At 72.5% G+C, this 23,807-nt stretch carries 19 protein-coding genes; 7 read left to right on the top strand and 12 right to left on the bottom strand.

Annotation, left to right across the window (positions count from 1 at the left end):
* The first annotated feature begins 159 nt into the window (after positions 1-159).
* A complete protein-coding gene (locus tag ACIO3P_RS07805; RefSeq protein ID WP_401848537.1) occupies positions 160-780 on the top strand; it encodes a TetR/AcrR family transcriptional regulator in 621 nt (206 codons plus the stop codon).
* 88 nt (positions 781-868) lie between these two features.
* Here the strand turns inward: ACIO3P_RS07805 and ACIO3P_RS07800 are convergent, their stop codons facing one another.
* From ACIO3P_RS07800 to ACIO3P_RS07785, 4 genes are all read right to left on the bottom strand, one after another.
* Positions 869-1,729, bottom strand: coding sequence for an ATP-binding cassette domain-containing protein (locus ACIO3P_RS07800; RefSeq protein ID WP_329827954.1), 861 nt, complete (start codon positions 1,727-1,729; stop codon positions 869-871).
* Complete coding sequence (locus ACIO3P_RS07795; RefSeq protein WP_401848538.1) at positions 1,726-3,627, bottom strand: dipeptide/oligopeptide/nickel ABC transporter permease/ATP-binding protein; 1,902 nt, start codon at positions 3,625-3,627, stop codon at positions 1,726-1,728. Before ACIO3P_RS07795 ends, ACIO3P_RS07800 begins: the two co-directional genes overlap by 4 nt.
* Positions 3,624-4,565 carry an ABC transporter permease gene (locus ACIO3P_RS07790; protein ID WP_401848539.1) on the bottom strand — a complete coding sequence of 314 codons (942 nt, stop codon included), beginning with the start codon at positions 4,563-4,565 and terminating at the stop codon, positions 3,624-3,626. The genes ACIO3P_RS07795 and ACIO3P_RS07790 overlap by 4 nt, the downstream gene beginning before the upstream one ends.
* 76 nt (positions 4,566-4,641) lie before the next feature.
* Positions 4,642-6,198: an ABC transporter substrate-binding protein gene (locus ACIO3P_RS07785; protein WP_401848540.1), complete on the bottom strand. Its 1,557-nt coding sequence runs from the start codon at positions 6,196-6,198 to the stop codon at positions 4,642-4,644.
* A 414-nt stretch (positions 6,199-6,612) separates the two neighbouring features.
* Here ACIO3P_RS07785 and ACIO3P_RS07780 point away from each other — a divergent pair, with 414 nt between their 5' ends.
* On the top strand, positions 6,613-7,320 hold the full coding sequence (locus ACIO3P_RS07780) for a TetR/AcrR family transcriptional regulator (protein ID WP_401848542.1): 708 nt from the start codon (positions 6,613-6,615) through the stop codon (positions 7,318-7,320).
* A gap of 16 nt (positions 7,321-7,336) precedes the next feature.
* Here ACIO3P_RS07780 and ACIO3P_RS07775 read toward each other — a convergent pair whose 3' ends face one another.
* Positions 7,337-8,353 (bottom strand): zinc-binding dehydrogenase, encoded by a 1,017-nt coding sequence (locus tag ACIO3P_RS07775; RefSeq protein WP_401848845.1) that lies wholly within the window; start codon positions 8,351-8,353, stop codon positions 7,337-7,339.
* A 182-nt stretch (positions 8,354-8,535) separates the two neighbouring features.
* On the opposite strand from ACIO3P_RS07775, the gene ACIO3P_RS07770 reads away from it, so the two are divergent.
* Both ACIO3P_RS07770 and ACIO3P_RS07765 read left to right on the top strand, forming a co-directional pair.
* Complete coding sequence (locus tag ACIO3P_RS07770) at positions 8,536-10,251, top strand: IlvD/Edd family dehydratase (protein WP_329827949.1); 1,716 nt, start codon at positions 8,536-8,538, stop codon at positions 10,249-10,251.
* 147 nt (positions 10,252-10,398) lie between these two features.
* Positions 10,399-12,141: a CocE/NonD family hydrolase gene (locus tag ACIO3P_RS07765; protein WP_401848543.1), complete on the top strand. Its 1,743-nt coding sequence runs from the start codon at positions 10,399-10,401 to the stop codon at positions 12,139-12,141.
* Here ACIO3P_RS07765 and ACIO3P_RS07760 read toward each other — a convergent pair.
* From ACIO3P_RS07760 to ACIO3P_RS07745, 4 genes are all read right to left on the bottom strand, one after another.
* Positions 12,125-12,373, bottom strand: a complete 249-nt coding sequence (locus tag ACIO3P_RS07760) for a hypothetical protein (RefSeq protein ID WP_401848545.1) — start codon at positions 12,371-12,373, stop codon at positions 12,125-12,127. The genes ACIO3P_RS07765 and ACIO3P_RS07760 overlap by 17 nt on opposite strands.
* Positions 12,374-12,378: 5 nt before the next feature.
* Positions 12,379-12,624: a DUF4184 family protein gene (locus ACIO3P_RS07755; protein ID WP_401848546.1), complete on the bottom strand. Its 246-nt coding sequence runs from the start codon at positions 12,622-12,624 to the stop codon at positions 12,379-12,381.
* Between the two features lie 87 nt (positions 12,625-12,711).
* Positions 12,712-13,632: a trypsin-like serine peptidase gene (locus ACIO3P_RS07750; RefSeq protein WP_401848547.1), complete on the bottom strand. Its 921-nt coding sequence runs from the start codon at positions 13,630-13,632 to the stop codon at positions 12,712-12,714.
* Between the two features lie 149 nt (positions 13,633-13,781).
* Positions 13,782-15,428, bottom strand: a complete 1,647-nt coding sequence (locus ACIO3P_RS07745) for a TlrC/CarA/OleB/SrmB family ABC-F type ribosomal protection protein (RefSeq protein ID WP_401848549.1) — start codon at positions 15,426-15,428, stop codon at positions 13,782-13,784.
* A 434-nt stretch (positions 15,429-15,862) separates the two neighbouring features.
* Between ACIO3P_RS07745 and ACIO3P_RS07740 the strand changes: the two genes are divergently transcribed.
* Both ACIO3P_RS07740 and ACIO3P_RS07735 read left to right on the top strand, forming a co-directional pair.
* Complete coding sequence (locus ACIO3P_RS07740; RefSeq protein WP_401848550.1) at positions 15,863-17,677, top strand: gamma-glutamyltransferase family protein; 1,815 nt, start codon at positions 15,863-15,865, stop codon at positions 17,675-17,677.
* 65 nt (positions 17,678-17,742) lie between these two features.
* Positions 17,743-18,603, top strand: coding sequence for an inositol monophosphatase family protein (locus ACIO3P_RS07735; protein WP_329827943.1), 861 nt, complete (start codon positions 17,743-17,745; stop codon positions 18,601-18,603).
* 63 nt (positions 18,604-18,666) lie between these two features.
* Here ACIO3P_RS07735 and ACIO3P_RS07730 read toward each other — a convergent pair whose 3' ends face one another.
* Positions 18,667-19,461 carry a nucleotidyltransferase domain-containing protein gene (locus tag ACIO3P_RS07730; RefSeq protein WP_329828138.1) on the bottom strand — a complete coding sequence of 265 codons (795 nt, stop codon included), beginning with the start codon at positions 19,459-19,461 and terminating at the stop codon, positions 18,667-18,669.
* 167 nt (positions 19,462-19,628) lie between these two features.
* On the opposite strand from ACIO3P_RS07730, the gene ACIO3P_RS07725 reads away from it, so the two are divergent.
* Positions 19,629-21,047 (top strand): phytoene desaturase family protein, encoded by a 1,419-nt coding sequence (locus tag ACIO3P_RS07725; protein WP_401848553.1) that lies wholly within the window; start codon positions 19,629-19,631, stop codon positions 21,045-21,047.
* 84 nt (positions 21,048-21,131) lie between these two features.
* Here ACIO3P_RS07725 and ACIO3P_RS07720 read toward each other — a convergent pair whose 3' ends face one another.
* Both ACIO3P_RS07720 and ACIO3P_RS07715 read right to left on the bottom strand, forming a co-directional pair.
* Positions 21,132-22,013, bottom strand: a complete 882-nt coding sequence (locus ACIO3P_RS07720) for a peptidoglycan-binding protein (RefSeq protein WP_329827941.1) — start codon at positions 22,011-22,013, stop codon at positions 21,132-21,134.
* A gap of 106 nt (positions 22,014-22,119) precedes the next feature.
* On the bottom strand, positions 22,120-23,787 hold the full coding sequence (locus ACIO3P_RS07715) for a DUF6519 domain-containing protein (protein ID WP_401848554.1): 1,668 nt from the start codon (positions 23,785-23,787) through the stop codon (positions 22,120-22,122).
* Positions 23,788-23,807 lie beyond the last annotated feature (20 nt).

Raw genomic sequence — 23,807 nt, 5'->3', positions numbered from 1 at the left:
CCGGAGGGGAGGCCGCGGCCCGGTGGAGGGGGAGCGGCGGCGAGAGTTCCACGCTAGCATGAATATCGAATCGCGATACTATTTTCGCGATGGTCGACCACGCGATGGTCGACAATGGGGCGCCGGGACGGTCCGGGATCCAGCGGCGGGAGAGAGCGCATGAGTGCAGGCGGCGGCCGTGGGCCGTACGCGAAGTCGGCGGAGGTGCGCCGGCGGATCCTCGAAGCCTGTGCGGAAGCCTTCGGCGAGACCGGCTTCTACGGCGCGACCATGAAGGACATCGCGAAACGCGCCGCCATCAGCCACACCGGACTGCTCCACCACTTCGCGCGCAAGGAGGACCTGCTCATCGCCGTGCTGGAGCTGCGCGACGAACACGGCGCCCGCTTCCTGGAGTCGGCCGACGCGATCGACCCGGCCCGTAACCCCGTCGAGGCCCTGAGCGGCATGCTGGCCGTCGTCGTGGACAACGAACTGCGGCCGGGAATCATGGAACTGCATTGCGTCCTCTCCGGAGAGGCGACCTCTCCCGGCCACCCCGCGCACCCGTACTTCGCGAACCGCTACCGCAACGTCCGCCGCTTCTACACCGCCGCGTACACCGCACTCGCGGAGCGCGGCGAACTGCGCGCGCCGGTGGCCCCGGAGACCCTCGCCACGATGACGATCGCCCTCATCAACGGCCTTCAGGAACAGTGGCTCTTCGACCGGGACTCGGTGAAGCTGGAGTCCGCCCTCCGCGCCTTCCTGCTCTCCGCCGTCCCCGCACTGACCCGCTGAGCACCACCGTCGGCGTACTCGGCGGCGTTCCGGCGTGGACCGTGCGGCCGGCCGGGGAGCGGCCCGCGCCATCGCGGGAGCCGCGCGGTCAGGCCGCACCCGGCCGCGCCTCCCGCCCGGCGTCCGCCCCGGCCAGGCGCCGGCGCTCGGCGCGCCGCCGCCGCTGCTCGACCGGATCCGCGACGGGCGCGGCGAGCAGGAGGCGCCGCGTGTACGGGTGCTCGGGGGTGGCGGTGACAAAGCCGGCGGGACCGGTCTCGACGATGTCGCCCCGGTGGACCACGCTCACCCGATGGCTCACATGCCGCACCACCGCCAGGTCGTGCGAGACGAAGAGATACGCGACCCCGGTGCGCCGCTGGATGTCGATGAACAGGTCGAGCACCCGCGCCTGGGTGGTCAGGTCCAGCGCGGAGACGGGCTCGTCGCAGACGATCAGCCTCGGCTCGGGCGCCAGCGCGCGGGCGATCGCGACGCGCTGGCGCTGACCGCCGCTGAACTCCCGGGGCAGCCGCTCCGAGGCGTCCTTCGCCAGCCCCACCTGGTCGAGCAGGCCACGTACCCGCGCCCGCGCGTCCCGAGCGGCCGCCCCCCGCACCACGAGCGGCTCGACGAGGATGTCCCCCACGGTGAGCGAGGGGTTGAGCGAGGTGTACGGGTCCTGGAAGACGACCTGGATGTCGCGCGCGAGAGCGCGGCGCTCCTTCGGAGAGGCACGGGTGATGTCCTCGCCCGAGAACCGGACATGTCCGCCGCTCGGCGCCACCAGGCCGAGCACCGCGCGGCCGATGGTCGTCTTGCCGGAGCCGGACTCGCCGACGAGCCCGAGGGTCTCGCCCTGCCCCACGGTCAGGGACACACCGTGGAGGATCTCCGTCGGACGGGCGCGGAAGCCGCGCCCGGAGTAGGCCACGCGCAGGTCGTCCACGTCGAGCAGGGGAGCCGTCATGATGTCTTCTCCTCAAGGGCCTCGGCCGTGTCACGGGCCCCGGCCGGGCCGGCCGGGGGCTCCTCGGCGCCGGGCGCGGTCGCCGCGGCCGGGGGATCGGACCGCACGCTGCCCTCGTCGAGGAGGGAGCCCAGGAGCGTCCGGGTGTACGGATGCCGTGGCGTCCGGAAGATCCCCGACGCATCCCCGGTCTCCACGACCTCACCCCGCCGCATGACCGCGACCCGGTCGCAACTGTCCGCGACCACACCGAAGTTGTGGGTGACGAGCAGCACCGCCATGCCGAGTTGCTTCCGCAGGTCCCGCAGCAGGTCCAGGATCTCCGCCTGGACGGTCACGTCGAGCGCGGTCGTCGGCTCGTCGGCGACGAGCAGCTTCGGGCGGCTCGCGACGGCGCCGGCGATGAGCACGCGCTGCGCCATGCCGCCGGAGATCTGGTGCGGATACGAGTCGAAGGTGCGCGGCGGGTCCGGGATGCCCACGCGCTCCAGCAGGCCGAGCACCTGCTCGCGCGCGGCCCGCCGGGACAACCGCTGCGAGGCGCGCAGCCCCTCCACGAGCTGCGAGCCCACGGTGAACGAGGGGTCCAGGTTGGACATGGGTTCCTGCGGTACGTACGCCACGGACGTGCCCCGCAGGGCGCGCAGTTCGCCTTCGCCCAGGTTCAGGAGTTCGCGTCCGTCGAGCCGGATCGAGCCCCGGGTGACGACCGCCTCCGACGGCAGGACACCGAGGAGCGCGAACGCGGTCTGGGTCTTCCCGGACCCCGACTCGCCGACGAGGCCCAGGGTTTCCCCCGCGTCCAGGCTCAGGGTGACGCCGCTGACGACCTCGCGGAGTTCGCCCGAGGGCGACGGGTAGGCGATGGCGAGGTCCTCCACCGTCAGCAGATGGGCGGCCGGTGCGCCGGCGCCGGAGCCTCCGGGGGTTCGGCGCCGGGCGGACGCGGTGATCCGCACCGCCTTCGGCCTGCCCCGGTCGAGCGCGTCCCGCAGCGCGTTGCCCAGCAGGACGAACGACGCGTTGATGACACCGAGCAGCAGGCTCGGCCAGATGAACTGCATCGGTTTCTCATAGAGGTTGACGAAGCCTTCGGCGATCATCAGGCCGAAGCTGGGGACGGTGTTCGACCCGAGGCCGAGGAAGGCGAGCCCCGACTGCAGGCTGATGGACGACCCCATCAGGAACGCCGCCGCGATGATGACCGGGCCCCGGATCACGAACAGCACATGCCGGCCGAGGATGCGTCCGTTCGTCAGGCCCGAGACGCGCGCGGCGTCCACGAACAGCTCGTTCTTCACCCCGACCACGAGGTTGCGTACGAGACGGAAGATGCCGGTGGACGACAGCACCCCGAAGATCAGCATGGTGGCCCGGTAGTCGCCGCCCGTCAGGGGAAGCAGCACGATCAGCAGGAGCAGGCCGGGGAAGGCCATGACGAGGTTGAACACCCAGTCGGTGGCGGTCCGCACCCGGCGGCCGAAGTATCCGCCGACGAGCCCCGCCGTGACACCGATGAGGAGGGAGACGCCCGTGCCGATCAGACCGGCGATCATGCTGGTGTTGATGGAGTGCAGAAGCCGCGAGAAGATGTCGCGGCCGCTCTGGTCGCCCCCGAGCGGGTAGCCCGGACTGCCCGGACCGGCGTTGATCGCGTCCAGTGACGCCTGGTTCGGGCCGTGCGAGGTGAGCAGGGGGCTCAGCACGCCGAGTGCGACGACGACGAGCAGCAGGACGGTCGTGATGACGGCCTGCGGGTCCTTGAGGAGCTTGCGCAGGGGCGAGTGCCGCCGCGGAACGGTCGGCTCCGGAACGGTCGGCTCCGGAGCGCTCGCCTCCGGAACGGTCGGCTCCGGAGTGCTCGGCTCCGGAACGGTCGCGAGGTCGTCGGCGCTCACTGGAGCCTCGCCTTCGGGTTGAGCCAGCCGTTCACGACATCGACGACCAGGTTGACGCCCACGACGAACAGGACACCGAAGAGGGAGAGACCCATGATGATCGGGACGTCTCCCTGGAGGGCCGCGGAGAAGGAGTAACTGCCGATCCCCGGCAGCGCGAACACGTTCTCGATGATGAGGGCGCCGCCGAGCATGCCGATGAACTCCAGGGACAGGACGGTGAAGGCCGGCCCCGCGGCGTTGCGCAGGGCGTGCCGCAGCACGATCGACCCGGGGGAGAGACCGCGGGTGCGCAGCGTACGGACGTAGTCCTTGCGCAGCTCACCGATCATGGCGCCGCGGATCTGGGCGGACAGGTTCGCGACGCCGCCCACCGTCAGCGCGATCACCGGGATGACGATCGAGGCCGCCCACCGTCCCGGATTCTCGGTGAAAGGCGTGTAGCCGGTGGCCGGCAGCCAGTCCAGCTCGACGGCGAGCACGACGACGAGCCCGATCGCGAGCAGCAGGTTCGGCACGATGTAGCCGAAGAGCGAGGCGCCCTGCGCGAGCCGGTCGATCACACCGCCGCGCGAGGCCGCCAGCACACCGAGGACGACGCTGATGGCGGTGGTGATGAGCAGGGCCGTCACGACGACGGACAGGGTGACGGTGAGGTGGTCGGCGACGGCCGTCCCGACGGGTTGGCCGGTGAAGTACGAGACGCCGAAGTCGCCCCGGACGGCGTGGAACAGCCAGTCGGCGTACTGGACGATCACCGGACGGTCCATGCCCATCTCGGCCTTCTTCGCCTGGACCGTCGCGGACGTGGCGGCGGTGCCGAGGATGCTTCGGACGATGCCGTCGAAGGAGTTACTCAGAAGGAAGAACGTGATCATGGAGACGAGGACGGTGAGCACCAGACTCGTCCCGAGCCGGCGCGACACGTAGGAGATCATGGACGGTGCTCCTTCGGACCAGGGCCGACGGAAGGTGGTTCCGGGCGCGCGTCGGGCGCCTCCGCTGTCCGGGAACTCACTCGGGCCGGCCGGAGACGCCGAACGCCCTGATGGTGCTGTTGACGTTGGTCCCGTTGCCGAGGTACTCGACGCCCTTGGTGGCCCAGTTGTTGCCGAGGAAGGAGATCGGCGCGTTCCACGCCTCCTCGACCACGAACGCGTTGACCTTCCGGTAGGCGTCCGCCGCCTTCGTCGGGTCGAGCTCGCTCTCCGCCCGCTCCAGCAGCTCGGTGAGTTCGGGGTCCGTGGAGTGGAAGGGGTTCAGGTAGCCGCTCGGGGAGAAGTTGTTGCCCGCCTCGCGCGGAGTGGTGCTGATTCCGTCGACGAAGAGGAACATCGGGTACTTCTTCGAGGTGATCGCCGAGAAGATGTTCTGCGCGGGCACCGGCGTCCACTTCACCTTGATCCCGATGGTGCCGAGTGCCTGCGTGACGGTCGGCTCGAACGTCTTGGTGTAGACGAAGCCCGGCATCGTCACGGAGAACCCGTTCGGGTACCCGGCCTCGGCCAGCAGCTTCTTCGCGGCCGCGGGGTCGAAGGGGTAGGTCCTGTCGAGCGCGGCGTCGTAGGCCGGGCCCATGGGGTTGAACACCTGGACCGTCGGCCGTGCGACGCCCTTCAGCAGTTGCCCGGCGATCTTCGGCCGGTCGAACGCCATGTTGACCGCCCGCCGCACCCGCGGGTCCGCGAGAGGTTCGAGCACGGTGCCCGCCCGGTCGGCGAGGATCAGATCCGCCACCGCCGTGGCCTTGACGAGCGTGGTGCGGAAGCCGGCCGCCGTGAGCTGGCGGGCGTACTCGGGGGCGACCGAACCGGCGTTGAGCTGCCCGGCCCGCAGCGCGTTGAAGGCGGCGGTGGGATCCGCGATCACCTTGATCGTGACGGTCCGGAACGGATATGCCTTCGCGTTCCAGTAGTCGTCCCGCCGCTTGAGTACGTACGTCGAGCCGGTCACCGTCGCCTTGTCGAGGACGTAGGGACCCGAACCGACCGGGTTGAGCACGGCGCCCTTTCCGGCCATCGTCGCGGGGTCGCCGATCACCCCCGCTCCCATCGACAGGCTGGACAGCAGCGTGCTGTCCCGCTTCTTCAGCCGGATCACCACCGTCGTGGCGGCGGGAGTCTCCACCGCCCGGACGGAGCGCAACAGGGTCTGCTCCGGTCCGGGCGTGGTCAGGGTGCGTTCCATGGTCGCCTTCACCGCGGCGGCGTCCACCGCCACGCCCGAGCTGAACCTCATCCCCGGGCGCAGCTTCAGCGTGAGGGCCAGCCCGTCGGCGCTGTACGTCCAGCTCTCGGCCGCGTTGGGCTTCAACTCGCCCTTGTTGTCGGTGTGGAGCAGCGTGTCGTACAGGGCGCTCCAGACATAGGCCGCCTGCCCGTCGTTGATCTGGGCCGGATCGAAGGAGTTCGGAGTGGCCTGGATGGCCAGGGAGAGCGTCGTGCCACCGGGAGAGGACGAGCCCTCCGTCCCTCCGCCGCACGCGGTCAACGCCAGCAGCGCCGCCGTGATCGCAGCCGCGGGCCGTGTCCGGAACCGCGGTCGCGGGTCGTTGGATCGAATGCGCGTCATGTGGATTCCCTTTGTCCCGTACGGACCGGGCCGGTGCGCCGCATGCGGCTGACACCACCCCGGGGCTCCTGCCGGCCGCCTCGCGGTCGGTTCCTCGACGCCGGACACAGGCGCGGCACAGGACCACCTGAACCGGCACGCTGCGTCTCGAACGTGTTGACTCGGCAACACTTACCAGGCGGTTGGATTTCGCTCGTGGAACGTAGGCGCGGGTGAGAGTGGCCGGGAAGGGGGTGTGCGGCGTTCTTGACCAGAGCGTTATCTTTCGACCGAGGTGCGGCCAGGTCGCGTCCCACCCGAATCTTGACCATCTGGATGTTTTGGAGCGGGGGCGTTACGGTGCCAGGATCAGCTCCGATGGGAACCCGACCCGGCCGCCGTCGACAGGCGCGGCCACCAGCGAGGGGACGTGACGTGGACCGGGCAAAGGTGCGGGGGCCGTATGCGAAAACGGCGGCCCGGCGGGCGGACATCATCCGTGCGGCACGCGACAGCTTCGTCGAACACGGTCACGCGGCGGCCTCTCTCCGGGACATCGCGAAGCGGGCCGGCATCAGCCATGCCGCCGTGCTCCACCACTTCCGGAACAAGGACGAACTGCTCACCGCCGTCCTCGCGCAACGCGACGACGAGGAGTGGGAATTCGCCTTCACCGAAGCCAGAGCCGGGGCCGGAGCCGCAGCCCGCGGTGAGGGCGGCGGTGAGGACGGCGGCGAAGGCGAGGGGGACGGTGACGGTGCAGGCGACGACCCGGCCTCGCCCGTGCGGTACCTCGCGAAGATTCTGCTCGGGCATCAGAAGACGCCCGAGCTGATGCGCCTGTGGGCGGAACTCAGCGCCGCGGCCTCGCGCCCCGACCATCCCGCCCACGCGTACTTCTTCGACCGCTACGAACGCGTGCGCCTCCACGCGACCCAGGCCATGCGGGAACGCGCGGCGCAGGGGAGGCTGCGGGAAGGGCTGGACCCGGACAGCGCGGCAGCCCTCCTCCAGGCCGTACTGCACGGTCTGCAGTCGCAGTGGCTGCTCAACAAGGAACTCGACATCATCGAGCCCCTCAACCGCTTCTTCGACCTCATCCTCGTACCGGCCGACGAACAGCGCTCCACGGACGGCTCCTAGGGAATCGTGCCGCCGGTCACCCCGCCCGCGGGTCGACGTGGATCTTCGGTCCCGGTCCGGCGCCGGCCGGGCGCTCTCCGGCGAGTACGGCTCCGGCCTCCTCCAGGCCGACGGTCGCGGCGACGAGCGGTCGCGGGTCGACGGACCCGTCGGCGTACGCGCGGATGGTGTCGTCCAGACCGGGGGAGGCGGACAGGACGCCCACCGCGGTCACGTCCTTGAGCGCGAGCGCGCGGGTGTCGATCCCGCTCGGCTCACCGGACAGCCCCACGTACACGAGGCGCCCGGCCGGCTCGACCAACTCCAGCGCCAGAGCGGGCAGATGCGCCGCGTTCGAGGCATCGACGACCGCGTCGAACGGCAGATCCGGGACCGTCTCCTCCGTCCACACGTCCGCGAAGCCCGACGCGCGGGCGAAGGCGAGGGAGTTGTCGGCGCGGCCCATCAGATGCACCTCCGCACCGGCGGCCCGGAGGAACATCGCGACCAGCAGGCCGATCGTCCCCGGACCGAGCACCAGCGTCCGGTCGCCGGGACGCGGCGCGGCGGCCCGCGCCGCGCGCAGGGCGTTGCCGCCCGGCTCGACCAGCGCGCCGAGCACGGCGTCGACGGAGTCGGGCAGGACATGCAACGAGGAGACGGGCACGGCGAGTTGCTCCGCGAGCGCGCCGGCCCGCGCCCCGCGTATGCCGACCTCCTGCCGCTTCGCGCACACATGCTGGTGACCCCGGCGGCAGCGCCGGCAGACACCGCAGCCGAGCATGGTGTCGCCCATGACCCGCCGGCCCACCCACCCGGGGTCGACCCCGGCGCCGACCGCCGCGACCCGCCCGGCCCACTCGTGGCCGAGCCGTATCGGGTAGGCGGAGTGCCCCTGGTGGAGGTAGGCCATCGCGCCGGTGAAGAACTCCACGTCGGTGCCGCACACACCGACCCGCTCGACCTCGACGACGGCTTCGCCCGGGGCCGCCACCGGGGCCGGGACCTCCCGTACCGCGTACTCCCCGGGTGCCGTCAGCACGAACGCCCGCACGGAGCGGGAGGGCGTCGCCGGTGAGATCGACGCGCCGGGCTCCGCCGATCCGCCGGACTCCGCCGGTCCGCCGTGGTCTGTCGATCCGTCGAACGCCTGCGTAAGCTTCATCAGCTTCACCACGTTCCCATTCACCACGCTCCAAAAATTAGACCGCCGTGTCGATTATTGGAAGGGGCTCCATGACGAGGCTCCGCAGCGCACAGTGGTACGCGGGTCAGAACCGCAACGCCTACATCCACCGGGCCTGGATGCGCCGCGGCGCGCCGGGGGACGCCTTCACCGGCCGTCCGCAGATCGCCATCGCCAACACCGCCTCGGACCTGACCCCCTGCAACGCGCACCTGGGCGAGGTGGCGCGCTCGATCCGTGACGGGGTGTACGAGGCGGGCGGCATCCCGCTGGATCTGCCCGTGGTGTCGCTCGGCGAGACACAGATGCGGCCCACGGCCATGCTCTGGCGCAACATGGCCGCGATGGCGACGGAGGAGATGCTCCGGGCCAACCCGGTCGACGGCGTCGTCCTGCTCGGCGGCTGCGACAAGACCATTCCGTCGCTCCTCATGGCCGCCGCCTCGGTGGACCTGCCCGCCGTCGTGGTGCCCGGCGGCCCGATGCTGACCGGGACCTTCCGCGGCACGCCGCTGGGGTGCGGCACCGATGTGTGGCGGCTCTCCGAGGAGGTCAGGGCCGGCACGCTCTCCCAGGAGGAGTTCACCCGCTCCGAGTCGTCGATGATCCGCAGCCGGGGCCACTGCAACACGATGGGGACCGCCTCGACGATGGCCCTGGTGGCCGAGGCCCTGGGCACGGTCGTCCCCGGTGTCGCCGGCACCCCCGCCCCCGACAGCCGCCTGCTGGAGGCCGCTCACGGCACCGGCCGGCTCGCGGTGGAGATGGTGTCCGCCGACCGGCGCCCCGGCACCTTCCTGACCAAGGCGTCCTTCCACAACGCGATCGTGGCGCTGGCCGCCGTCGGCGGTTCCACCAACGCCGTCGTCCATCTGCTGGCGATCGCCGGCCGGCTCGGGGTCGAGCTGACCATCGACGACTTCGACCGGATCGGCTCACATGTGCCGGTCCTCGTGGACCTCCAGCCGGCCGGCCGCTTCCTCATGGACGACTTCCATCGCGCGGGAGGTCTGCTCGCCGTCCTGCGCGAGGTCCGTGACCTGCTCGACCCCGACGCGCTGACCGTCACCGGCACGCCGCTGGTGGACCATCTCGACGACGCACCGATCTGGGACACCGAGGTCATCCGTACCCGCTCCGCGCCCCTGGTCGCCGAGGGCGGCATCGCCGTCCTGCGGGGCAACCTCGCACCCGACGGAGCGCTCATCAAGACTGCGGCGGCCTCGCCGCACCTGCTGCGCCACCGCGGCCGGGCGGTCGTGTTCGACAGCATCGAGGACTTCCACGCCCGCGTCGACGACCCGGACCTCGATGTCGACGCCGACTCCGTCCTCGTCCTGCGCGGCTGCGGCCCCAAGGGGTACCCCGGCATGCCGGAGGTGTCGAACATGCCGCTGCCCAAGAAGCTGCTCGAACAGGGTGTCCGCGACATGGTCCGGGTGTGCGACGGCCGGATGAGCGGAACGGCCTACGGCACGGTCGTCCTGCACGTGGCACCGGAGGCCGCGGCCGGCGGCCCCCTCGCCCTGGTACGGACGGGGGATGTCATCAGCCTCGACGCGGAGGCCCGCCGTATCGACCTCGACGTCCCGGCCCATGAACTCGCCCGCAGAACCCCGAACGAGGCCACCGTCACCGGCTTCGCCAACCCCCGGCGCGGCTGGGAACGGCTCTACGTCGACCATGTCCTGCAAGCCGACACCGGCGCCGACCTGGACTTCCTGCTCGGGTCCAGCGGCTCGGAGGTGAGCCGCGAGTCGCACTGACCGCCCCGTCCGGCGCACCCGTCGGCCAAAGGCCGACGGTTCACGGGTGCGCGGGACGCTGTCGCCGCGGCCGTTGACCGGTTCATTGTGCGGTACTAGCGTACGCGTTTACGTACCCGAGAGTTCGATCCCCCCTGGAGCGACGCTGTGACACGTCTTCCCCGACGGCGGAGAATCGGAGCGCTCGCCGCCACGATGGCGACCGCGCTGACCCTGGCCGGATTCGCCTCGGCCCCGGCGAACTCCACCGACGCGGCACCGGCCCGGGCCGTCACGCCCGGACTGCTCGACTCGCCGGCCCCCCGGGCCATCCACGACTGGCTCCGCTACGACCGGCCGGCCGAGTACGAGAGCGTCCGCTCACAGATACGGGTGCCCATGCGCGACGGCACCCGTATCGCCTGCGACCTCTACCGGCCGGGCCATGACGGCACGGCCGACACCGCCAGGCACCCGAGCGTCATGGCCGACTTCACGCCGTACCTCAGGATCGCCAGCGGACCGAGGGCCGGCTACCTGGCCGAACGCGGCTACAACGTACTGAGCTGCGACGTCCGGGGATCGGGCAACTCGACAGGCACCTTCCCCTCGTGGTTCCAGCCCAAGGAGACCACCGACAACTACGACCTCATCGAGTGGCTGGCGCGACAGCCCTACGCGACCGGGGACGTCGGCCAGATGGGGGAGAGCTACGGCTCCATCACGTCCTACCGCGCCGCCGCGCTGAAGCCGCCGCACCTGCGCGCCATCATCCCCATCGTCTCCCCGACCGACATCTACGCGGAGTGGGTGTACCCCGGCGGAGTGCCCTCGGTCAACGGCGCCTGGTGGGCCAACAGCGGCCCGGTCATCAGCCCGGAGGACCACACGAACACACTGCGCGGCTTCCAGCGGCACCCGCTGTACGACGCGTACTGGAAGCAGGCGGTCACCACCGACAAACTGCGCGACGTCGAGGTTCCGGCACTGCACATCGGCGGCTACTTCGACATCTTCAAGAACGGCGGCTTCGACGCACTGGAGCAGCGGCCCCGGAAGACCTGGCTGCTGAACGGGCCCTGGACCCACGGCGGGTTCCTGCACGTCCCGGGCACCGATCCGGTCACCCACGGCGTGGACCTCCCGAACGCGATCTCGGCCTCCGTCGTCCTGCAATGGTTCGACCACTGGCTGGCCAAGCGCCCGGGGGCACAGTTGCCCCCGGACCGGGTGATCAGTTACGCGTCCACCTCCGCCAAGGCGTCGGGCAGGTGGGAAGGGCACCGCACGTGGCCCCCGGCATCGGCGTCCGGCACGCGCCTGTACCCGACGGCGGACGGCGCACTCGCCGCAAGCGCTCCCGCGGCCAGGGGGCTCCGCTATCAGGTCAATCCGATCGACGGCCCCTCGGCCGACGTCACCGGAACCCTGCCCTACGACCCGGGCCAGAACCAGGCCCCGGCCGAACGGAACGGCGCCCTGCCCAACGGCAACTACGCGACCAACCGGGCCACCTTCACCCTCCCGGCCTTCACCGCGAACACCACACTCGCCGGACCGGTCACGCTCCATCTGAACGCGTCCATCAGCGCCGAGGACACCTACTTCGTCAGCAAGCTGGAGACCGTCCTTCCCGACGGCCGCGTCCTGCCGATCGAAACGGGTTACCTACGGGCCCAGTTGCGGGACAGCCTGGAGAAGGCCAGGCCCGTCACCCCGGGCGCGCCGACGCAGTACACGATCGCGCTCGGCCAGACCCACTGGCAGTTCAAACCCGGCGAGAAGCTGCGTGTCACCATCGGCGGCGGCGACTCCCCCCGGATCATCCCCGACAACCCCGCGGGCAGTGTCACCGTCCACCTCGGCGGCAGGACCTACGTCGACATGCCCGCCCTCAGGTACCTCGGGTAGAAGCGTCCCGCGCACCGGACGAGGGGACGGAGCGGCGCGAGAGGGCGGTGATCCGCCAGGTGACGGAGTACAGCACCAGGACGACCGCGAACGAGGCGCCCGCTCTCTTGGCGACCCCGGTGAGCACCCCTTCGGCGAGGGACCCCCACGGGGCCCGGACCGTCCGCGAGGGATAGGTGGTCTCGCTCGCGCCGCCGCCCAGGTCGACGGTGGTGGGCCGGCTGTAGTCCACCTCGGTCACCTGGGCGACGACGAGAGCGAGGGCACACGGCAGGGCGGCCAGCAGGCCACACCGGGCGAGTGGGTCAGCGTGGCGTTGAGGAGCGGCCCGTACCAGTCCTGGGAGCTGGTCTCGGACACACCGACGACGGCCAGGAAGTACGGCACATCAGGGGCCATGGCACCCGCGACCAGAGCGGCCGGGACGAAGGGCCGGCGCATCAGCGGCAGCACCGCCGCGGGGTGGGACAGTGTGAACGGCAACGTGATGTTCTTTCCTGCTCGGACGCCGCCCGGCGGATCTCCGGTCGGCCGGACGGCGCGCGGTCGGCCGCGTCAGCGTCGGCCGCGTCAGCTCTTCTGAGCCCGGTCGTACACCTTCTTCGCCGTGGCTCCCATGATCTCCCCGTACATCTTGGTCGGGGCCGTGGAGTCGAGCGCGGAGTTGACCGAGATCAGGACGCCCTTGCCGGTGGTGGTGTCGAAACCGGCCAGCCAGGGGCCGCCGCTGGCGCCGCCGCTCAGGCTACAGGGGATGACCTGCGTGCCGTGCTCCTTCTTCGCCGTACCGACGCAGCGCAGGAGCTCCTCGCCGCGCTGCGGGCTGGTGGCCGGGTAGCCGAGGGCGGAGACGGTGCCGCCGACGGCGCGGTTGAAGGCGATGTCCTGGCCGCCGACGACATCGGTGAGCTTGCGGCCCTTCTTGTCGGTGTCGACGGTCAGGGCGGCCAGGTCGTCGGTGGAGTCCTCCACCCAGGCACGCGGGGTCGCGGCGCTGCGGACCGCGAACGTGCCGTACGGCATCCTGCCCTTGCCGTAGCCGGGCACGAACACCATGTCCACGCTGGTGTTGTAGGGGGAGGAGCCCCGGCGCACGCAGTGGGCCGCGGTCATCACGGCCGACCTGTTGGCGCTCTTCACCGCGGTGGCCGTGCACCAGGTGTCGGCGCCGTTGGCGTTGACGAAGAAGAGCCTGCCCACCGTCTTCAGAGGGGTGCCCCGGTACGGCTTGGCCTTCGGCCCGGTCGGCCCGAGGTCCACCGACCTGCCGACGGCCTTGATCCGCGCCGGTGTCCAGTAGGCCAGGGCTCCCTTGCGCTCCTCGGCGGTGTACTTCAGGACGGAGACCGGGTCCGCCGCGGCGGCACGGGCCTGGCCGGTCACGGCCGACGCAGGGAGCGGGGCGGTGAGGGCGAGGGCCGTACCGGCCACGGCGAGTCCCATGGCCCGGCCACGGAAGCGCCGGATCACGGAAGCGGATGTCTCGGACACAGCAGATGTCTCCTCGGCTGGTGCGGGCGGCGGACAGGGGCTGTCGGCCCGCTCTCGAAGAGCGGGAACCCGCCCGCCCGGTTGCGTTGTCGACGATCTGTGACACAAGTGCCGGGACATCACGACGGGCACACGGAGGAGCGTCGGGGTCAGCGCATCGCGGCCTCCTGGCGCTGTGCCACCTGGCCGGCGGCCAGCTCCAGGTGGGTGCCGGTGAAGCGGGCGCGCATACGCCGGTCGTGCGTGACGACGACCACCGCGCCCCGATAGCCGGCCAGCGCTCCTTCCAGCTCCTCGACCAGGCCGGGGGAGAGATGGTTGGTGGGCTCGTCCAGCAGCAGCAGGTCGACGGGGTCACTGACCAGACGGGCCAGTTCGACGCGCCGCCGCTGCCCGTAGGACAACTCGCCCACCCTCAGGCGCAGATCGGCGGGGCCGAACAGACCGAGCGACAGAAGACGGTCGGTGTGCTCGTCCAGGTCGCCGCCACGGCCACGGGCGAACGCCTGCGGAACCGTCAGGCCCGGCGGCCACGGAGTTTCCTCCTGCCGCAGATGCCCGACCCGGCCCCAGGTACGCACCGTCCCCTCATCGGGCCGCAGCTCCCCCGCCAGAACCCGCATCAGCGTCGTCTTGCCCGCCCCGTTGGGCCCGGTGACCAACAGCCGCTCCTCGCCGCCGATCCGCAGCGACGCCACGTCCAGCCGGCCGCCGACCCGGACGCCGGTGAGCTCCGCCGCCTGCGGCGCCTTCTCCTCGGCGGTGGTCATCCGGGCGGCGAACACCAGCGGGTCGGGCGGCGGCGCGACAGGCCGGTCCGTCAGCCGCTCCACGCGCTCCTTGGCGTTACGGATACGGGACATCGCCCCGTGCCCACGGCCGCGGGTACGGAAGCCACCGTGACCGAACACGGCGAACGGCAGCTTGCGCGGGATCGCCTCCAGCCGTACCACGTTCGTGGCGGCCAGCTCCCGGTTGCGGGCCAACTCCGCGCACCAGTCCGCGTACTGCCGCAGACGGCGCCGCCGCTCGGCGGCCTTGGCCGCGAGATAGCCGTCGTAGCCGTCGCCGTAACGCGTCACCCTGCCCTCGCCGACCTCCAGGATCGTGGTGGTGACCCGTTCCAGGAACACCCGGTCATGCGTGATCGCGAGCACGGTGCCGCGGTGCGCTCGCAGGTGCGCCTCCAGCCAGCCCACCGCCCGGTCGTCGAGATCGTTGGTCGGCTCGTCCAGCAGCAGCAGCTCCGGCTGGGACGCCAGCGTGGCCGCCAGCGCCAGCCGCGACCGCTCACCGCCGGACAGGGTCCCCAGGGCCCTGGTGCGGTCCAGGTGCGGCAGGCCGAGCCCGTGCAGAGCGCCCTCCACCCGGACATCCGCCTCGTACCCGTCGCGCGCCTCGAACCGGGCGACCAGACGGGCGTAGGCGTCCAGCGCGGCGTCGAGTTCCGCACCCGCCAGGCCCTCCAACCCGGCCTCGGCGCGCCGCATCCGCGCTTCGAGGTCACGCAGATCGGCGAGGGCCAGATCCACCGCGTCCTGGACGTCGGCCTCGGGGGAGAGCGCCAGGGACTGGGCGAGATAGCCGACCCCGCCCGGCGCGACCACGGTCAACTCACCGTTGTCGGACCGGTCCTGACCGGCGATCAGACGCAACAGGGTTGATTTTCCCGCCCCGTTGTCACCGATGATGCCGGCCTTCTCGCCGGGCTTGACGGTGAAGGACACGTCGTCCAGCACGACATGGTCGTCGTAGCGGCGGGTGACGTTCTGAAGAGATAGTTGTGCGGCAAACATGGAGGAGCCCCTGTTCTCGGCCAGGCCGATCGGAACGGGTCGGTGGACGCATCCGCGTACGCCGGAACACTCCACGCGGCACGCCGGAGCAGCAGGCATCCCGGGAAGAGGGGAGACGCGGAGGAGAACGTGCGACGGCGGAGCCGAGCTCAACGCGGTCGCACGGGGACTGTCACAGGGAACCCATGCACCGCACGCTACGCCGGGAGTCCGCGCGCCTCAACCCATTTACCGTCCGGGGGGCCGGGGTTCGGGGGCCGGGGTTCGGGGCCCGTGATCCGGAGGCGGGGCGGATGGGACGACAGGTGATCGATAGTCTGCTCGCCGATCAGGCGAACGAGAACCCTGGCCACCACTCCCCGGAGACTCCCCCAGGGTGTCGTGAGCACTGATCGGCCCGATGGACTTCGACACAAGCGCAGGTGAGGAACGGTATGTTCACAACCCGGCCGACTCTCCAGGGCACCTTCGGCATGGTGTCCTCCACGCACTGGCTCGCCTCACAGTCCGCGATGGCCGTCCTGGAGGACGGCGGCAACGCCTACGACGCGGCCGTCGCCGCCGGCTTCGTCCTCCATGTCGTGGAGCCGCACCTCAACGGCCCCGCCGGCGAGGTGCCGATCATCCTCGCCCCGGCCGGCGGCGAGGTCCGCGTGCTCTGCGGACAGGGCCCCGCGCCCCGGGGCGCCACCATCGAGCACTACCGCTCCCTCGGGCTCGGCCTCGTCCCCGGCACCGGACCGCTCGCCGCCGCCGTGCCCGGCGCCTTCGACGCCTGGATGGTGCTGCTGCGCGACCACGGCACCAAGTCCCTCGCCGAGGTGCTGCGGTACGCCGTCGGATACGCCGAGGACGGCCACGCGCCCGTCGAACGGATCGGCCTGACCGTCGAGACCGTCCGCGAACTCTTCGAGACCGAGTGGACCACCTCCGCCGACGTCTACCTCCCCGGCGGTAAGGCGCCCGCCCCCGGGGAGCTGTTCCGCAACCCCGCGCTCGCCGCCACCTGGCGCCGGCTGATCACGGAGGCCGAGGCCACCGGATCCGGCGACCGTACCGCCGAGATCGAGGCCGCCCGGGAGATCTGGCGCACCGGCTTCATCGCCGAGGCGCTGCTCGCCCAGTCCGCCCGCCCCACCATGGACACCAGCGGCTCCCACCACACCGGCACCCTCACCGCCGCCGATCTGGCCGACTGGTCCGCCCCGTACGAAGCGCCCGTCACCTACGACTGGAACGGCTGGACCCTCTGCAAGGCGGGCGGCTGGAGCCAGGGGCCCGCCTTCCTCCAGCAGCTCGCCCTGCTGCCCGCCCGCGCCGCCGACCTGCCCCGCTACGGCTCGGCCGACTACGTCCACCTCCTGGTGGAGGGGTGCAAGCTCGCCATGGCCGACCGGGAAGCCTGGTACGGCGACGCCGCCCCCGTACCGCTCGACACCCTGCTCTCCGAGCCGTACAACACCGCCCGCCGCGCACTGATCGGCGAGCGGGCCTCGTACGAGCTGCGCCCCGGCAGCCCGGACGGGCGCGCGCCCGTGCTCAGCGACCACGCGCGCGCCGTCGCCGCGGGCGAACCCGGCCTCGCGTCACCGGGCGTCCCGGCGGCGGGCGCGGGCGAACCCACCGTCGCCAAGGACGGCGCCACCCGGGGCGACACCTGCCACCTCGACATCGTCGACCGCTGGGGCAACATGGTCGCCGCCACCCCCAGCGGCGGCTGGCTCCAGTCCAACCCCGTCGTCCCCGGACTCGGCTTCCCCCTCGGGACCCGCCTCCAGATGGCCTGGCTCGACCCCGGCCTGCCGAACTCCCTGACCCCCGGCCGCCGCCCCCGCACCACCCTCACCCCGTCCCTCGCCCTGCGCGACGGCACCCCCGTGGTGGCCTTCGGCACCCCCGGCGGCGACCAGCAGGACCAGTGGCAGCTCCACTTCTTCCTCGCGCTCGCGCTGCGCGCCCCCGTCCGCGGCGGACTCGACCTCCAGGGCGCCATCGACGCCCCCAACTGGCACAACGACAGCTTCCCCGGCTCCTTCTACCCGCGCGCGATGCACCCGGGCAGCGTCACCGTGGAGGAGCGCATGGACCCCGGCGTCGTCGCGGAACTACGCCGCCGCGGCCATGACGTCACCGTCGGGGACGCCTGGTCGGAGGGGCGGCTCTGCGCCGTCGCCAGGGACCCGGCGACCGGCATCCTCTCCGCCGCCGCCAACCCGCGCGGCATGCAGGGATACGCCGTGGGCCGCTGACCGGCCCCACGCCCCCGCACCCGCCCCGGGCGCCGGATGTCAGCGGTCCATGATTGGCTGGACACATGGTCGACGACTCGGTGTACGGAACGGTTCCCCTGCGCGGGACGGCTCAGGCCGTCCAGGTCTCCGCCGTGGAGGAGGCGGTACGCAAGGCGGCGGCGGCCGAGATCATGCCACGCCACCGGCGGCTCGCCGCGCACGAGATCACCGAGAAGAGCGCCCCGCACGACCTCGTGACCATCGCGGACCGCCGCGCGGAGGAGCACCTCACCGCCGCGCTCACCGCGCTGCTCCCCGGCTCCGCCGTGGTCGGCGAGGAGGCCGTCCACGCCGACCCGGCGCGGTACGAGGCGCTGCGCGGCGAGGCGCCCGTGTGGATCGTGGACCCGGTCGACGGCACCCGCCAGTTCATCCGCGGCGAGGACGGCTTCTGCACCCTGGTCGCCCTCGCGCAGGGCGGCGAACTGGTGGCGTCGTGGACGTACGCGCCGGCGCTGGACGAGATGGCGATCGCGGTACGCGGCCGGGGCGCCGTCCTCGACGGCGTCCCGCTGCGCCCGGGGCCGCCCGACGAGGCCGCGCCCCTGCGGGTCGCGACGTCCCACCCGGACTACACCACGCCCGAGCAGAAGCGCGCCCTGCTGGGGCTGCGGACGGAGGGGATCGACGCCCGGCCGTGCGGCGCGGCGGGGCTGGAGTACCTGGCCGTGGCGCGGGGCTCGCTCGACGCGGTGGCCTTCAGCTGGGAGCTGGCGTGGGACCACGCGGCGGGCCTGCTGCTGGTGACGGAGGCGGGCGGCACGCACGCGACGCTGACCGGTGAGCCGTACCGCATCACGGGAGGCAACGCGCTCCCGTTCACGGCCGCGAGGGACCGGGCCACGGCGGAGCGGGTACGGGAGCGGCTGCTGGCCGGTGTCTGAGCCGGGGCCGCGGGGGTCCGGGGCGCGGGACCGGCGGGGCAGATGCGCGCGCAGGCCGCCGCCTCACCCGTCCCGTACGGTCTCCAGGACGGCCACCGTCTCGCGCACCAGCGCGGCGGCCTCCGCCACCGCCTCCGGGGCCGGCGCCGCCAGGGCCCGCGCGACCCGGTCAGCGAAGTCCGGCGGTGTGTCCGGCAGGGCGGCGGCCACCGCCACGGAGCCCTTCTCGTTGAGACACCACAGCCGGTGGTGCGCGAGCAGGCCCTGGACGAGGACGCCGAAGGCCCGGGACAGGCACAGCGACACGAACAGCGGGTCCCGCACCCCCGCCCGCGTCACCTTACGGGCCGCGGCGACCGAGAAGTCCGCCTCCCACACGGCCCCGGTGAGCGCGGCGCGCAGCGGCTCGGGATAGCTCCCCGCCGCCGTGCGCAGCGCGGTCAACTCGCCGTGCGGATCCGCCAGTACGCGGCAGAGCGCGACCTCACCGGCGTACGCGGGCGACCAGAACCCGAGCGGATGCCCCGGCTGCGTGCCCACCTCGTAACGGCCCTGACGGCACTCCTCCCAGACCCGCTCCACCCGGTCCAGGTCGCGCAGGATCCAGTCCACCGGCACCCCGTCCACCCTCAGCCAGGCGCCCCCGTCGACCCAGGGGCCCCAGCCGCCGGGGCCCGCGACCTCGACGGGGGAGCCGGTCACCTCGGCGGCCAGCGCCGCCAGCGCGGGTACGTCCACCGCGCCCCGGTAGTAGACCCCCAGGTCCCAGTCGGAGCCGGGGTGGTGCGTCCCCCGGGCGCGGCTGCCGCCGAGCGACACCGCGCGTACCCCGCGTACCGAGGCCAGCCGGGCGGCCATGGCCAGGACCTTCGCCTCCGTCGCCCCGTCCCTCGCCCCGTCCCTGGCCTCGTTCGTCGCGTCACTCGTCGCGTCATTCATCGTGTGCGGACCGTACCCGCCTTCGGGCTGTCGGTGCCCGGGAATATCCTGGGCTTCCTTGTCACCGGCTGATGAAGGAGTCCGAGGTGACGTCGATGCTCGATGCCGTCGTCGTGGGGGCGGGACCCAACGGGCTGACCGCCGCCGTCGAGCTGGCCAGGCGGGGGTTCTCCGTGGCCGTGTTCGAGGCCAAGGACACGGTGGGCGGCGGGGCCAGGACGGAAGAGCTGACCCTCCCCGGATTCCGTCACGACCCGTGTTCCGCCGTACACCCCCTGGGGATCGGCTCGCCCGTCTTCAAGACCATGCCGCTCGCCCGGTACGGCCTGGACTGGCTCCACCCTGACCTGCCCATGGCGCACCCCTTCGACGACGGGACGGCCGCCGTGCTGTCCCGCTCCGTCTCCGAGACGGCCGCCTCGTTCGGCCCGCGCGACGCCGGCGCGTACCGGCGGCTCGTCGCGCCCTACCTCGGCAAGTGGGACACCCTGGCGCGGGACTTCATGTCCCTGCCGCTGACCGCGCTGCCCCGCGACCCCGTCACCCTCGCCCGCTTCGGCCTCACCGGACTGCCCCCGTCGACCTGGCTGACGCGCCGCTTCCGCGACGAGCGGGCGAAGGCCCTGTTCGCCGGGCTCGTCGCCCATGTGATCGCCCCGCTCGACGGCCTCGCCACCGGCGCCGTCGGCCTGATCTTCGCCCTCGCCGCGCACGCGGGCGGCTGGCCCGTGCCGCGCGGCGGCTCCCAGTCGATCTCCGACGCGCTCGCCGCGTACCTCGGCGACCTGGGGGGCACGATCCACACCGGGTACGAGGTCAAGCGGCTGGACGACCTGCCGCCCGCCCGTGCGTACGTCTTCGACACCTCGCCGACCGCGCTCGCCAGGATCGCCGGCCTCGGCAGGGTCTACGACGGCTACCGCTACGGTGCGAGCACCTTCAAGATCGACTACGCCCTGGACGGGCCCGTCCCGTGGACCGCCGAGGAGCCCCGCCGCGCCGGTACGGTCCAGATCGGCCCCACCAGCGGGGAGATCGGGCTCGCCCTGCGCCAGGCGTCCGGCGGGCAGGCGCCCGGCACACCGTTCCTGATCACCGCCCAGCCCAGCCTGGTCGACGCCTCACGCGCGCCCGAGGGCAAGCACGTCTTCTGGGCGTACGGCCACGTCCCCAACGGCTGGGACGGCGACCTCACGGACGCCGTCGAGCGGCAGATCGAACGCTTCGCGCCCGGCTTCCGCGACCGCGTCCTGGCCCGCGCCACCGCGGGCCCGCCCGAGCTGGCCGCCCGTAACGCCAACTACGTGGGCGGGGACATCGCGTGCGGCGCCGCCTCCGGGCTCCAGCTCATGCTGCGCCCCAAGATCTCCCTCTTCCCGTACGCCACCGCCCACCCCGCGGTCTTCCTCTGCTCCTCCGCGACGCCGCCCGGCCCCGGGGTGCACGGCATGTCCGGGCACAACGCGGCGAAGGCCGTATGGCGGCGGCTGCGGGCCCAGGGCTGAGCGGGACCGGGGGGCGGACGGGACCGGGGCGTCGTCCGCCGGGCGGGCCGCCTCGGCGGTGGCGCCGGCCGGCGGACGCGTCGGTCAGACCTGGGGGACCTTGAGACGGTCCCAGCTCGCCTTGCCCGGGATGCCGTCGGCGTCGCCGCCCTCGTACCCCAGCTTGCGCTGCCACGCGGCGTACGAGGCGCGGTCGGCCTCCGACCAGTCGGGGCCGGGCCCGACCTGATACCGCCCGCACCCCTCCGCCACCAGCCGCTTGCCCATCGCCGTGACGACCGCGCTGTGCCGCCCGGCCGCGAAGAACGCCGCCCCGGGGAACGGCTCGTACCGGGCCGGGGGCTTGGCCGGAGGCGTTGAGGGGCCGTCGGGCTTGCCGCCGAGCCGGCTGCCGATCCGGCTCCGCATCGAGTCCATCGTGAAGCCGCGCGGATCGATCTTCCCGGGCTGCCACTCCTTGTGACCGATCACCGAACGCTGACTCCAGCCGTGCGCACGGCAGATCGCCGCCGCGGCCTTCTCGATCGCTTCGAGCTGGGCGGCCGGCCACGGGTCCGTACCGTTGCCCAGGTTGACGCACTCGAAGCCGTAGAAATAGCGGTTGCCGTCGGTGTTGGCCTCGTTGTCGGCGGGCAGCGCCGTCTCGTTGATCACCGCGCGCAGCACGTCGTCGTCGCCGAGACCGGCGTGGTTGGCCCGGCCGTTGCCGACGAGATGGACCGAACCGTCCTTGGCGATCACCCCGTGGCAGAGCGGGCCCGGCAGCGAGGAGTGGCCGTTGTAGCAGAGTTCGACGGAGCTCTGGGTGCCGGAGGTGACGGTGTGATGGATCATCACCCCGTGCATCGGCCCCCAGGCACCCTTGTGGTTGCGGTTGTGGGTACGCCAGCTCCGGTGTTCGACGACGGTCAGCCCCTCGTCACGGAGGGCTTTGAGCAGTCTGGCGGCGGTCAGAGGCGTGGCCATCGTGGTGCTCCTTCACGGATCTTCCGGTGTGCTGTGTGCTGTGTGCTGTGTGCTGTGTGTCGTGAGTGTGTGTCGCGAGCTGTGCTGTGTTCCGCGCGGCGGGTCGTCAGTTCCCCGGCTGTTCCTCGCTCCCCGGAGCCTCGGTGCCTGCGTCGGTGCCGGTGCCGGCGTCGGCGGGCCGCGTCGCCGCGTCGGCCGCGGCCCGTTCCGCCGCCACGGTCTCCTCCTCCGCCGCGCGCTCCGCGGCCAGTTCCGCCTCGCTCGCCGCCGGGACCGGCGCGGCCAGCGGTCCGAACGCCAGCCGCAGATCGGTCACCGCGCTCTCGCTGAGCACCCAGGCCAGCGGCGCGTAGTGCGTCCCGATCCCGTGCGGGGAGCGCAGCAGCGGCCGGCGGGCCGCGTCCGTAGGCCACTCGACGTCGCCCGTGGCCGTACGCGCGGCAACGGTCCAGAAGTCACCGGAGCGGTACGTCTTCCCCGGCTCGAAGTACACGTGAACGCCGTCCTCCAGCGGCAGCCAGCCGCCCTCCTCGATCCGCAGCGCGCCGCCGCGCGTCCTCCCCGCGCCCTGCTTCGTGCGGCCGGACCCTCCCGTACCGCCGCTCCCGGTGTGGCGCGGGACCGGCCGGTGGTCCCAGCGCCGCAGGAACGGGTGGAGTTCGGGGCGCCGTCCGATGTGACGGTCCGGCTCACCGGAGAGCCGTACGCGCCGGCCCGGCAGGTCGACCTCCTCCACCCGCAGCAGCGGCAGCGGCTCGCCCCGGCCGATGGCACCGGTGTCGGTGAACTCGACCAGGTCGCCCACGTTCAGGTCGAGTTTGTCGTCACTGCCGAGGGAGGCCAACTCCACCCACGTACCGTCGAGTTCGTCGACGGCGAAGGTCACGGAGCCGTTCTCCCGCGACCACTTGAACGTCGCCTCCTTCGCCGTGCCGCCCTCGTGGATCTCCACGCGGTACATCTGGTTCTCCGGCCCCCGGTAGCGGGCGTCCGGCTTCACCAGGCACGGTTCGTCGTCCGCGTGCTCCGGCCGGCGGCTGCGCGCCGCCATCCGGGCCGTCGGCGCCTGCGCCGCCACCCACCGGGCGAACGCCGCGCGGACCTCGTCCTGGCCCTGGGGCGATCCGTCGGCCGTCTCCAGCTCCAACTCGGCGCCGGGCAGCGGCAGTACCTGCCAGACGACCTTGAGCCGGGCCGCCGTGTCCGGCAGCGCGGAGCCCAGCGCCACCTCGCGGAGCAGCGGGTCCTCGGCCGCCGTGACCGAGCGCTCCCACACCTTCAGATAGGCCAGATAGGGGAATTGGGCGGGCAGCCGGTCGCCGGGGCGCTCCGGGTCGCGGTACGCGTCCGGCTGGTCCCAGTACGTCCAGCCGGCCGGCGGCTGCGGCGCGGCGGGCGCCGGGGCCCCGGCGCCGTCCTGGCCGTCGTCGGTGTCCTCGGCCGCGGGCTTTCCGGGCTCGTCGTCCGCGACCGGGACGCCGGGCTCGGGGCGGGTCGCGTCCAGCAGGATGCCGTCCACGTAGTAGCGACCGCCCCCGATCGTCAGGTCGTCCAGCTCCCGGCTGCCCGGCACGAAGCCCACCGCGAAGCCGGTGGCGTCGCGCGGTCCGCCGTGCTGCCCGATCAGGTCGGCGGCGACGGTACGGGCCTGGGCGAGCTGGATCGCGGCCTGTTCGTTGGCGTCCGCGTCGAGCTGGACGCGGCCCTGCTGCGCGATCACGGCCGAGTAGTGGAGCTCGGGCCTGAAGGTGTCACGGGAGATGTCTGCGTGCATGGGAAGGGGTCCCCCTCGGA

The sequence above is a fragment of the Streptomyces sp. NPDC087310 genome (assembly GCF_044744405.1).
Classification (GTDB): domain Bacteria; phylum Actinomycetota; class Actinomycetes; order Streptomycetales; family Streptomycetaceae; genus Streptomyces.
Note: the sequence above shows the minus strand (reverse complement) of the source record. Positions and strands in the feature narration are given on the sequence as shown.